At 64.1% G+C, this 2239-nt stretch carries 1 protein-coding gene; it reads left to right on the top strand.

Annotation, left to right across the window (positions count from 1 at the left end):
* On the top strand, window positions 1-2147 hold a 2147-nt coding region (locus tag HP499_RS23580), incomplete at its 5' end, for a glycoside hydrolase domain-containing protein (RefSeq protein WP_172326469.1).
* Between the last annotated feature and the right edge of the window lie 92 nt (window positions 2148-2239).

Here is a 2239-nt window from a genome sequence, read left to right on the forward strand (position 1 = left end):
TTCTTCCGGTCCCTCAGGAAAGTGCCGGAACCACCATCACGGCAACCATAGCGGTCATTGCCTCCGGCCAAGCGACCCAGGAGGTTGAGGTGAGGCTGGACGTGGCGGACGAAAGCGACGCGGACCCGGCCAACGCCGCCGGCGGCTTCGGCGATCCCCGTTACCTGCGCCGCTTGGCGTGGCTGGATTCGGCGGTGGCCCAGGACGCAGAGCTCGTCAAACCCTACACACCCGTCACCTTGGACGAAACCAGCAGGACGTTGGGGATACTGGGCAGGTCCTTGCGATTGGCGGAGTCGGGACTCCCGGCGCAGGTGAGGTCCACCTTCACCGCAGCCGTGACCGCAACGGATGGTCCCGCCGTCGAGCTTTTCAATGCCCCGATGAGCCTGGACATCGACGGTATCCCATGGGCCTATTCGCCGCTTACTTTCACAGTGGAAGGGCCAGCCCGGGTCTCATGGCGGTCCACTTGGACGGGCGGGAAGATCGGGAACGCAACGCTGGGGCTGGAACTGAACGGCGCCCTCGACGCCGATGGAGCGGTTACGTACTCGCTGCGCCTCAGCTCTGCGGGAACTTTGGACGTGTCCGACGTCGGGCTGCACCTTGCGTTTGACGAGGCTGCGGTCCCGCTCGCCATGGGATTGGGAGTGGCGGGTGGGAAACGTCCGGAATCCTTGGATTGGACGTGGGAGGTGGCGGGGAAGAACCAGGACGCGCTGTGGCTGGGGAGCGTCAATATCGGAATGCAGCTCGCACTGCGGGACGGCAACTACGAGCGTCCACTGAATACCAACTTCTACCGGGAAAAGCCGTTGGTGGAACCGCAATCCTGGGCGAACCGTCAGGAGGCCGGCTCCGAAGGCACGGTCCGCGGCGGGGTGACGCTCAGGAGCGGCGAGGGCACGGTGAGGGTCCATGCCGGAAGTGGCGCCCGTACCCTGAAGGAAGGTGAACTGCTGGACTTCGATTTCCGCCTGCTGCTGACACCGTTCAAGCCCATCCGCCCCGGCGATCACTTGGCCAAGCGCTACTTCCATGCTCCTGAAAATCCTGCGGACATCAAGGCGGCGGGAGCCGCGGTGGTCAACGTCCACCATGCCACTGCGCCGGCGCCTTATATCAACGACCCTTTGCTGACTCAGGAGTCGCTGCGGAAGTACGTAGCCGAGTGTCATCGGCATGGCCTCATGGCCAAGGTGTACAACACGGTCAGGGAGCTCACGTTCCACAGCCCGGAGCTGTTGCCCTTGCTGCACCTGGATCATGAGATCTTCAGCGACGGCCCGGGCAAAGGCCACATGTGGCTGCAGGAGCATGCCGGGGACGGTTACGTGTCCGCCTGGTATGCGCCAAATGTGGAGGACATTGCGGTGGTGACCACGGGCGAGTCCCGGTGGGAGAACTTCTACGTCCGCAGTCTCCAGGAGTTGGCCTCCGGCGAGGACGGAATAGACGGCATCTACCTCGATGACATCGCCTACGACCGCCACGCGATGCTTCGGGTCCGCAAGGTCCTTGAGCGGGCCTGTGAAGCCCGCGGCGTGGAAGGGCCGGAGATAGACCTGCATTCGGCCAACCAGTTCACGGCGCATGACGGCTTTGCGTCCTCAGCCAACCTGTACATGGAGCATTTGCCTTACGTGGACAGGCTCTGGCTGGGGGAGTACTTCGACTACCACACCACTGATCCGGACTATTGGCTGGTGGAACTGTCCGGGATACCTTTCGGGCTCATGGGCGAGATGCTGGAAGGAGGCGGCAACCCGTGGCGTGGAATGGTGTTCGGGATGACCGGCCGGGCACCCGCCGTCGATAACCGCCCGCTCTGGGAATTTTGGACGCACGCCGGGCTGGCAGACGGGCAGATGCGCGGCTTCTGGGACCCCAAATCGCCGGTGCGGACCAACCATCCGGACGTGCCGGCCACCACGTGGGTGACAGGGCGCGGCGTGGTTGTAGCGCTGGCGTCGTGGGCCGGACACACTGAGTATGTGACGTTGATTTTCGACGACGACGCTACCGCCAAGAGCCGCATCAAGGCCCCGGCCATCGCCGGATTCCAAACCGCTGCGGACTACGCGCCCGGCGACGCCATCACTGTTGAGCCGCAGCGCGGCCTCCTCCTCACGATCGGATACTGACGTGGACATCACCGAAAGCTCCAACCTCACCGTTACCACCATCTCCCTGACCATGGCGGATCCCGGCCCGCTGAACCCGTTGCCGGTGGTGG

The sequence above is a fragment of the Paenarthrobacter sp. CM16 genome (assembly GCF_013179505.1).
Taxonomy (GTDB): Bacteria; Actinomycetota; Actinomycetes; order Actinomycetales; family Micrococcaceae; genus Arthrobacter.